Annotated in this window: 7 protein-coding genes and 1 tRNA gene; 2 read left to right on the top strand and 6 right to left on the bottom strand. The window is 67.2% G+C overall.

Annotation, left to right across the window (positions count from 1 at the left end; translation table 11 throughout):
- Positions 1-171: 171 nt before the first annotated feature.
- The 6 genes from pth to AC2VOP_RS09950 all read right to left on the bottom strand — a co-directional run bounded on the left by pth (position 172) and on the right by AC2VOP_RS09950 (position 5,082).
- Positions 172-756 carry an aminoacyl-tRNA hydrolase gene (pth, locus tag AC2VOP_RS09975; RefSeq protein WP_486960800.1) on the bottom strand — a complete coding sequence of 195 codons (585 nt, stop codon included), beginning with the start codon at positions 754-756 and terminating at the stop codon, positions 172-174.
- 11 nt (positions 757-767) lie between these two features.
- Positions 768-1,430 (bottom strand): 50S ribosomal protein L25/general stress protein Ctc, encoded by a 663-nt coding sequence (locus tag AC2VOP_RS09970; protein WP_486960799.1) that lies wholly within the window; start codon positions 1,428-1,430, stop codon positions 768-770.
- Positions 1,431-1,608: 178 nt separating this feature from the next.
- On the bottom strand, positions 1,609-2,223 hold the full coding sequence (locus AC2VOP_RS09965) for an LpqN/LpqT family lipoprotein (protein WP_486960798.1): 615 nt from the start codon (positions 2,221-2,223) through the stop codon (positions 1,609-1,611).
- 71 nt (positions 2,224-2,294) lie between these two features.
- Entirely contained in the window at positions 2,295-3,275 is a 981-nt protein-coding gene (locus AC2VOP_RS09960) for a ribose-phosphate diphosphokinase (RefSeq protein WP_486960797.1), read from the bottom strand.
- Positions 3,276-3,381: 106 nt separating this feature from the next.
- A complete protein-coding gene (glmU, locus tag AC2VOP_RS09955) occupies positions 3,382-4,869 on the bottom strand; it encodes a bifunctional UDP-N-acetylglucosamine diphosphorylase/glucosamine-1-phosphate N-acetyltransferase GlmU (RefSeq protein WP_486960796.1) in 1,488 nt (495 codons plus the stop codon).
- Positions 4,870-5,010: 141 nt separating this feature from the next.
- Positions 5,011-5,082, bottom strand: a tRNA-Gln gene (locus AC2VOP_RS09950).
- Between the two features lie 130 nt (positions 5,083-5,212).
- On the opposite strand from AC2VOP_RS09950, the gene AC2VOP_RS09945 reads away from it, so the two are divergent.
- Both AC2VOP_RS09945 and AC2VOP_RS09940 read left to right on the top strand, forming a co-directional pair.
- Positions 5,213-5,815: a TetR/AcrR family transcriptional regulator gene (locus tag AC2VOP_RS09945; RefSeq protein ID WP_486960801.1), complete on the top strand. Its 603-nt coding sequence runs from the start codon at positions 5,213-5,215 to the stop codon at positions 5,813-5,815.
- 91 nt (positions 5,816-5,906) lie between these two features.
- The coding region (locus tag AC2VOP_RS09940) for a transcription-repair coupling factor (RefSeq protein WP_486960795.1) at positions 5,907-8,634 on the top strand (2,728 nt) is incomplete at its 3' end.

Raw genomic sequence — 8,634 nt, 5'->3', positions numbered from 1 at the left:
GCATCGGCTCCAACTACGACCTGTGTTTCGCCTTCCTCGCCCACACCGGCCTTTCTCTATGACCATCAGTCACTGTATTACCGAAATATCTTTAAGTTCCGTTTGCGCCAGCGCATCGCTGGTCCGAGACGCCGGGCGCACCCCCGCGGGCCGGGGCGTGCGTCCGCGCGACTACGGCCAGGCGTGCACGACGTTCTGTGCGGACTCCAGCCCCAGTTCGACCAGTAATTCGGTGGCGTCGGCGGCCTGCTCGCAGATGACCGGCATGTGATCAGACTCGCCCGCTGTGAACGGCTCCAGTACGAAAGCCGCCGGATCCTTGCGTCCGGGGGGACGGCCGATCCCGATGCGAACACGTTGAAAGTCCTTGCTGCCCAATACCGCCGCGATTGAGCGTAGCCCGTTGTGGCCGCCCTCGCCGCCGCCGAGTTTGAGCCGGATTCGACCGAAGTCGAGATCGAGGTCGTCGTGGATGACGGTGAGGTTGCGCGGCGGCACCGAGAAGAATTTCGCCAATGGCGCTACCTGGCGGCCTGACTCGTTCATGTAACACCGCGGCCGGGCCAGCACCACCGAGCGCCCGCACAGCCGACCGATGGCCACCTCCGCCCCGGAACGCTTGTGCGCCTTGAACTTCGATCCCAGCCTCGCGGCGAGCCGGTCGGCGACCATGAAGCCCAGGTTATGTCGGGTGCGGGCATAGTGCGGTCCTGGGTTGCCCAGGCCGACCACCAGCGCGAGGGGCGGCTCGGCCACGTCGCGACCCGCTACTCGGTACCGGGCGCCGTCGAATCAGAGGCCTCGGTTTGGGCAGCACCCTCGCCCTCGGCCTCCGCTTCGACGGCCTCGGCGGCGGCTGCCGCCTCCGGTTCCTCGGCGGTGGGTGCAGTGACGACGTTGACCAGCAGCAACTCCGGATCGGAGACCAGGCTCACCCCCGCGGGCAGTTCGAGACTCCCGGCGGTGAACTGGGTGCCGGGTTCAGCACCCTCGACTGAGACGCGCACCTGGTCGGGAATGGACAGCGCCTCGGCTTCGATCTCGACGGTGTTGGTCTCCTGGGTGACCAGGGTGCCGGGGGCGGCGTCGCCCACGACGGCGATGGTGACCTCGACGGTCACTTTCTCACCGCGGCGCACCACGAGCAAGTCGGCGTGTTGGATGGTGCGGCGGATCGGGTGGATGTCCAGCGCTTTGGTCAGCGCCAACTGCGCTTTGCCGTTGATGTCGAGGGTGAGCACCGCGTTGGTGCCGGAGTGACGGAGTACGGCGGCGAACTCGTGCGCGGGCAGTTCCAGATGCTGTGGGTCGGTGCCGCGCCCGTAGAGCACAGCGGGAATCTTGCCGTTGCGGCGCGCCCGGCGGGACGCCCCCTTGCCGGTCTCGGTCCGCACCGCGACGGTGAGCTGGTTGGTTGTGGATTTGGCCATCGGTCGCTCCTCTGATCACCGGATATGTGCATCGGTGCACGGCCAGATCACGACAACGCCTGGGTTCTCGCCGATAACGGCGACCCGCAAAGTGCCGGCCGCCCTCGCCGTGACGCCTGGACAGGTTAACGCACCAGGACGGCGGGGCGGAAATTCGGTGTAGGTGAGCTGCTCGGCCCTACCGGGCCGTGACGGTGAAGCCGTCGATGATCTTCTCGACGTCGGGAGCCTGTGCGGCGGCCTGGTCGGCCAGTGTGACGATGGTCAGTTGAACCAGATAGTGCTGGAGCGATCCGGTGGATCTCCCGGTAGCGAGCACCGTCCGGAACCAGGTGTGTACGCGCTGCCCGTTCAAGTCCTGGCTGCCCTGGATCATCACCGACGGGAAGCCGTGAAAGTCATCGATGGAGGTGTCCAGCTTATGGAAGTTCTGTGACAGTTCCGCGTCGGCAAGGACGTGGTCCGCCAGTTCCGTGGCTTTCACTTTCCCGGTGAGCAATAACACTGTCAGCATGGCGGTCGGATAGATTTTGCCCTTGCCGATCACTACGCTGCCCGGCAGGGGCGTCGGCTTGTCTCGCTTCGACCAGCCCGCCGGTGTCGGTATGGACACGGTGAGGTCGGTCAGGGCGTCCGGTGCTACCGGTTCGGCACGGACGCCTTGTTCCTCCAGGTATTTTCCGAGCGGTACCGGCGTCTCGGTCGTCGTAGCCGTGCTGCTGGTCGTCCAGATCGCCTGGTAGTCAGGTGTTTTAGGGCCGCATCCGACCGCCAGCGCCGAGCATGCCAGCATTGCGACAACCACTGCGCGAGGGGTCACAGAATCTCGCAGGCCGCATCGACCGGGCGGTCGGGGCGGGGCATTTATGCGTCCCCGTCGAATAGTCCGGTGACCGAACCGTTTTCGAAAACAGCCTGAATGGTGCGGGCCAGCAGGGGTGCGATCGACAGCACGGTGAGTTGGGGAAATTGTTTGTCGTCGCCGATCGGCAGCGTGTTCGTGACGATCACCTCGCGCGCGCCGCAGGCCGCGAGCCGCTCAGCGGCGGGGTCGGACAACACACCGTGGGTGGCGGCGATGATGACATCCCCGGCGCCGTCGTCGTGCAGCAGCTGCACCGCGGCCGCGATGGTGCCGCCGGTGTCGATCATGTCGTCGATGAGCACGCAGGTCTTGTGCGAGACTTCGCCGACGACGCGGTTGGACTTCACCTGGTTGGGCACCCGCGGGTCGCGAGTTTTGTGGATGAAGGCAAGCGGGACGCCGCCCAGCGAGTCCGCCCACTTCTCGGCGACACGCACTCGGCCGGAGTCGGGGGAGACCACCACGATGTCGTGGTTTGCGTAGTGGTCTTTGATGTAGCCGATCAACAGGGGCTGGGCGCGCATGTGGTCGACGGGCCCGTCGAAGTACCCCTGAATCTGGTCGGTGTGCAGGTCGACGGTGACGATCCGGTCGGCGCCTGCGGTCTTGAGCAGGTCTGCCACCAGGCGTGCGGAAATCGGTTCGCGGCCCCGGTGTTTTTTGTCCTGGCGAGCGTAGGGATAAAACGGCAGGATTGCGGTGATCCGCTTGGCACTGCCCCGTTTCAGCGCGTCAAGCATGATCAACTGCTCCATCAGCCACTTGTTCAGCGGCATCGGGTGAGATTGCAGCACGAAGGCGTCGCAGCCGCGTACCGACTCCTCGAAGCGCACGAAGATCTCGCCGTTGGCGAAGTCACGGGCGGTCTGGGCGGTGACCGCGACGTCGAGCTCCTTGGCGACCTGCTCGGCCAGTTCCGGGTGTGCCCGGCCCGCGAAGAGCATCAGGTTCTTGCGGTTGTCTATCCACTCGTGGCTCACGTGCCGCCCTCGCCGTCGGAGATCGTCGATGACTCTTGTCTGACGGGACTCATGGTACGTAGCCGAGCATCCGGTTCGTTGCCGGATAAGCAGATGCCGATCAGCTTCATGTCGCCTGGTCCGGGTTGTCGCCACGCGCCTTCTCGGCGGCTTGCGCGGCGGCGCTGCCGGGCCGATGACGCTGCACCCAGTTCTCGATGTTGCGCTGCGAGCCGGCCGACACCGCGAGCGCGCCCGGGGGCACATCGTGGCGCAGCACGGTGCCGGCGCCGGTGTAGGCGCCGTCACCGACGGTGACCGGAGCCACGAACATGGTGTCCGATCCGGTGCGGACGTACGAGCCGACGATGGTGCGATGCTTCGCCTCGCCGTCGTAGTTGACGAAGACGCTGGACGCGCCGATGTTGGAGTGCTCGCCGATGTCGGCGTCGCCGACATAGGTCAGGTGGGGCACTTTGGTGCCGGTGCCGATGGTGGAGTTTTTGGTCTCGACGAAGGCCCCCAGCTTGCCGTCGGCGCCCAGCACCGTGCCGGGGCGCAGGTACGTGAACGGCCCGACCGTCGCGCCGGCGCCGATGGACGCCGAGCTGGCGTGACTGCGGATCACCGATGCGCCGTCGCAGACCTGGGTGTCGGTCAGGGTGGTGTCCGGGCCGATGGTGCAGTGTTCGCCGATTTTCGTCTGGCCCAGCAACTGGGTGCCGGGAGCGATGACGGTGTCGCGGCCGATGGCCACGTCGACGTCGACCCAGGTGGTGGCGGGGTCGACGACCGTGACGCCGGCCAGCTGGTGGGCGGCGACGATGCGGCGGTTGAGTTCGGCGCCCAGGTCGGCCAGCTGGACCCGGTTGTTGACGCCGGCCACCAGCGCGCTGTCGTCGACATGTTGGGCGTGCACCACATGACCGTCTTGACGGACGATGCCGATGACGTCGGTGAGGTAGCGCTCATGCTGGGCGTTGTCCGGACTCAACCGGATCAGTGCCGAACGCAGCGCGGCGACGTCGAAGGCGTACACCCCCGCGTTGACCTCGCGGATCTCGGCCTGTGACGGCGTGGCGTCGGCCTGCTCCACGATGGCGATCACCTCGCGGTCCTGGGTGCGCAGGATGCGGCCGTAGCCTTCCGGGTCGGCAAGCGTGGTCGTCAACACGGTGACCGCGGCCGGGGCGCTGTGATGGGCGGTGACCAGGTCCACAAGCGTGCCGGCGTCCAGCAGCGGAATATCTCCCGAAGTGACGACGACCGTGCCCGCGAAGTCGTCGGGCAGCGCCGACAGACCGCACAGCACGGCGTGCCCGGTGCCGAGTTGCTGCTCCTGCAACGCAGTGTCGATCCGGCATCCCAGCTCACCGGCCAGCTCGGCGACGGCGACGGCGATGCGGTCACTGTGCCGGGCCAGCACGACGATCAGGTGCTGTGGCGCCGTCTTGGCGATCGCGTGCAGGCAGTGTGACAGCATGCTTCGCCCGGCCAGGGTGTGCAGCACCTTCGGGGTGTCCGAGGCCATCCGGGTGCCGTCCCCGGCCGCCAAGACCAGGACCGCAGTCTCGCCGGTCCCGCCGGTCTCGCGAGTCTCGCCTTGCGTTGTCACCTCACCTCCCTGCCACCTTGGGCGCGACCGTGCGCGTCCCCGGGCGACACGCCGGGCGGTCGCCCGGTTTCGCGCACGCTCGCGGCCCAAGCCGGCCCAAGCCGGCCCAAGCCGGCCCAAGCCGGCCCAAGCCGGCCCAAGCTCCGTCGCCAGGACTCGAACCTGAACTCTCAGAACCAAAATCTGATGTGCTGCCGATTACACCACGACGGATCGCTGCTTCGCTGTGACTCTAGTCCGACGACGACGCGGGCCGCCCGCCCGAGTCAATTGGCCCAGTCAAACAGATACCCTGATAGCCGTGGCTGCTCCGGACAAGGATGGGCACGCTCCGCGGGCCAGGATGACCGGTAGTGAGCGGCGTCACCAGCTCATCGACGTCGCGCGGTCGTTGTTTGCTGCGCGTGGCTATGACGGCACCTCCATCGAAGAGATCGCACAGCGAGCGAGTGTGTCCAAACCCGTGGTCTACGAACATTTCGGTGGCAAAGAGGGGCTGTACGCGGTGGTCGTCGACCGGGAGATGTCGGCGTTGCTGGACGGGATCACCTCGTCACTGACCCGCTCGACCAACAACCGGTCCCGGCTGCGCATCGAACGGGTGGCGCTTGCGCTGCTGACTTATGTCGACGAACGCACCGACGGATTTCGCATCCTCATTCGTGACTCCCCGGCATCGATCAGTGCGGGTACCTACTCCACCCTGCTCAACGATGCGGTCAACCAGGTGTCGTCGATCCTGGCTGGCGACTTCTCCCGGCGCGGCCTGGACCCCGAGCTGGCGCCGCTGTACGCCCAGGCGTTGGTCGGGTCGGTGTCGATGACCGCGCAGTGGTGGCTGGACGTGCGGGAACCCAAGAAAGAAGTGGTAGCCGCGCATCTGGTCAATCTGTGCTGGAACGGCCTGACCCACCTGGAGGCTGATCCGGTGCTGCACGACGAGTAGCCCGACGTCGACGAGTGCAACACCCGGATCAATAACGGGCCAGCCGGTGCCGCCCGTCGGGGTACCAGCCGGATCCTAGAATGGTCGGATCATGACCGCACCGGGGCCTGCCCGACCAGATACTCCGATCGCGGGGCTGGTGGAGTTGGCGTTGACCGCGCCGACGTTTCAGCAACTCATCGAGCGAGCAGCCGACCGGCCCGCGGAATTGGCCCTGGTCGGCCCGGCGGCCGCCCGGTTGTTCGTCGCTGCTGCGTTGGCCAAGTGCGGCCCGCTGTTGGTGGTCACCGCCACCGGGCGGGAGGCCGACGACCTCGCCAGCGAACTGCGCGGTGTTTTCGGCGACGCTGCGGCGATATTCCCCTCCTGGGAGACGCTGCCACACGAACGGCTCTCACCCAGTGTGGACAGCGTCGGCGCCCGGATGCTGCTGCTGCGGCGGCTGGCCCACCCCGACGACGCCCGGCTGGGCCCGCCGCTGCGGGTGGTGGTGACCACCGTTCGCTCGCTACTGCAGCCGATGACGCCGCAGCTGGGCATGATCGAGCCGGTGACCTTGGCCGTCGGCGACGAGGCACCGTTTGAGGGCGTCGTCGCGCGGCTGGTCGAGCTGGCCTATACCCGGGTGGATCTGGTGGGCAGGCGCGGTGAGTTCGCGGTGCGCGGCGGCATCCTCGACGTTTTCCCCCCGACGGCTGAGCATCCGGTGCGGGTCGAGTTCTGGGGCGACGAGGTCACCGAGATGCGGACGTTCTCGGTGGCCGATCAGCGATCCATCCCTGAAGTGGACATCGGCACACTGGTCGCGGTGCCGTGCCGGGAACTGCTGCTGACCGACGATGTGCGTGCTCGGGCCGCGGAGTTAGCCGGGTTGTCCCACGACCATCGGCACAGCGAAAACGCCGTCACAGCCATCCCGGTTACCCAGGCCGACCTGTTGGCCAAGCTGGCCCAGGGCATCCCGGTCGACGGCATGGAGGCGTTGACATCGGTGTTGCGTCCCGGTGAGGAGGCCCTGTTGGCCAGCCAGTTCGCCGACGGTACCCCGGTGCTGGTCTGCGACCCGGAGAAGGTGCGTACCCGGGCGGCCGAGCTGATCAAGACCGGACGCGAGTTCCTGGAGGCTTCCTGGTCGGTGGCCGCGCTCGGCGGTGCGGGCCCTGTCGATATCGCGCAACTCGGTGGATCGGGGTTCCGCGAGTTCGACGATGTACGCGCCGCCGCACAGGCCGGCGGGAATCCGTGGTGGACGCTGAGCCAGCTCTCCGATGAGTCGGCGGTCGAACTCGACATCCGAGCGGCACCGTCGGCTCGTGGGTATCAGCGCGACATCGACGGGATCTTCGCCATGTTGCGCGCCCATGTCGCTGCTGGCGGCTTGGCGGCGGTCGTGGTGCCCGGGACCGGTACGGCGCGCCGCGTCGTCGAACAATTAGCCGAATCCGACACCGCCGCAGCGATGCTGGAGCCGGGCGCGGCACCGACGCCGGGCGTGGTCGGTGTGCTCGCCGGGCCGCTGCACGACGGCGTCATCACCACGAACAGCACCGCCAATCTGGTCGTCATCACCGAAACCGACCTGACCGGTAACCGGGTCAGCGGACCTCGGGGTAGGCGGCTGGCGGCCAAGCGGCGCAACACCGTCGATCCGCTGGCGCTGACCGCCGGCGATCTGGTGGTGCACGACCAGCACGGCATCGGCCGGTTCGTGGAGATGACCGAACGCACGGTTGGCGGCGCGCGGCGCGAGTACCTGGTGCTGGAATACGCATCCAGCAAACGCGGCAGAGCTGATTCCGACAAGCTCTACGTGCCGATGGATTCGCTGGACCAGCTATCGCGTTATGTCGGTGGACAGGCCCCGGCGCTGTCCCGGCTTGGCGGCAGCGACTGGGCCCACACCAAAACGAAAGCGCGGCGAGCTGTCGCCGAGATCGCCGGCGAGCTGGTCAGCTTGTACGCCAAGAGGCAGGCCGCGCCGGGTTACGCGTTCTCCCCGGACACGCCATGGCAGGCCGAGATGGAGGACGCGTTCGGGTTCACCGAGACCGTCGACCAGCTGACCGCGATCGTTGAGGTCAAGGCCGATATGGAAAAGCCGATCCCGATGGACCGGGTGATCTGCGGCGACGTCGGCTACGGCAAGACCGAGATCGCGGTGCGGGCGGCGTTCAAGGCGGTGCAGGACGGCAAACAGGTCGCCGTGCTAGTGCCCACCACCCTGCTGGCCGACCAGCACCTGCAAACGTTTGCAGAGCGCATGGCCGGCTTCCCGGTGCGGATCAAGGGTCTGTCCCGGTTCACCGGTGTCCAGGAGTCGCGCGCGGTGATCGACGGGCTGGCCGACGGCAGTGTCGACATCGTGATCGGCACCCATCGGCTGCTGCAGACCGGGGTGACCTGGAAGAATCTCGGGCTGATCGTCGTCGACGAGGAGCAGCGGTTCGGCGTGGAACACAAGGAGCACATCAAGAGCCTGCGCGCCGACGTCGACGTGCTGACCATGAGCGCCACCCCGATCCCGCGCACCCTGGAGATGAGCCTGGCCGGCATCAAGGAGATGTCGACGATCCTGACCCCGCCCGAGGACCGCTACCCGGTGCTGACTTACGTCGGTCCGCATGACGCCGGGCAGGTCGCCGCCGCGCTGCGCCGCGAGTTGCTGCGTGACGGACAGGCGTTCTACGTGCACAACCGGGTCAGCTCGATCGATGCCGCTGCTGCGCGGGTGCGCAACCTGGTGCCCGAGGCCCGGGTCGCCGTCGCGCACGGCCAGATGCCCGAAGAACTGCTGGAAACCACCGTGCAGGGATTCTGGA

This window comes from Mycobacterium sp. TH-M106, from assembly GCF_057473765.1.
This window is presented reverse-complemented; position numbering and strand designations above follow the sequence as displayed.

Bases quoted from the DNA above. Each gene is read 5' to 3' on its own strand.
- AC2VOP_RS09970 (WP_486960799.1), bottom strand. From the start codon at position 1,430: ATGGCCAAATCCACAACCAACCAGCTCACCGTCGCGGTGCGGACCGAG.
- AC2VOP_RS09965 (WP_486960798.1), bottom strand. From the start codon at position 2,223: ATGCTGGCATGCTCGGCGCTGGCGGTCGGATGCGGCCCTAAAACACCT.
- AC2VOP_RS09945 (WP_486960801.1), top strand. From the start codon at position 5,213: ATGACCGGTAGTGAGCGGCGTCACCAGCTCATCGACGTCGCGCGGTCG.